This window comes from Pseudarthrobacter sp. NKDBFgelt, assembly GCF_046097905.1.
GTDB lineage: Bacteria > Actinomycetota > Actinomycetes > Actinomycetales > Micrococcaceae > Arthrobacter > Arthrobacter polychromogenes.
This window is the reverse complement of the sequence record NZ_JBJURL010000199.1, coordinates 1-651: the sequence shown is the minus strand read 5'-3', so window position 1 is coordinate 651 and position 651 is coordinate 1. Positions and strand designations below refer to the sequence as shown.

1 protein-coding gene is annotated in these 651 nt (G+C 72.7%); it reads left to right on the top strand.

The genetic code is table 11. The features are described 5' to 3' along the window. The coding region (locus tag ACKAE7_RS21135) for an NAD-dependent epimerase/dehydratase family protein (protein ID WP_408980238.1) at window positions 1–651 on the top strand (651 nt) is incomplete at both ends.

Below are 651 nucleotides of genomic sequence, written 5' to 3'. Positions count from 1 at the left end.
CGAGGTCAGCACCTTCCAGCGGCGCCCGGCCGGCGTCGACGGCGCCACGGACCATCCCGGGTCCATCACGGACGACGACGCCGTCCGACGCGCCGTTGCCGGCGCGGAGGGCGTTATCCACCTGGCCGCCAAGGTCTCCTTCACGGGCAAGGCCACGGACTTCGATGCCGTGAACGTGGACGGCACGCGCCGCCTGCTCCGCGCGGCCCGCGGGGCGGGCGTCAGGGACCTGGTCTTCGTTTCCTCGCCGTCCGTGGCCAACTCAGGGGCCGCAATAGCGGGATTGGGCGCCGAACCGGCGGACCCGGACCGGGCGCACGGGGACTATTCGCGTACCAAGGCGCGGGCCGAACTTCTTGCGCTGGCTGCTGACTCGCCGGATTTCCGCGTCGCCGCGGTGCGCCCGCACATCGTCTGGGGCCCCGGGGACACCCAGCTGGTGGAACGTGTACTGGACCGCGCACGCCGCCGCCGCTTGCCGCTGCTCGACGACGGGGCTGCCCTGATCGATACCACCTATGTGGACAATGCCGCCTCAGCCATCGCCGCGGCGCTGCACCGCATGGACCACATCCACGGCCGGGCGCTCGTGGTCAGCAACGGTGAACCGCGGCCGGTGGGCGAGCTGCTGGCGGGCATCTGCGCCGCCGG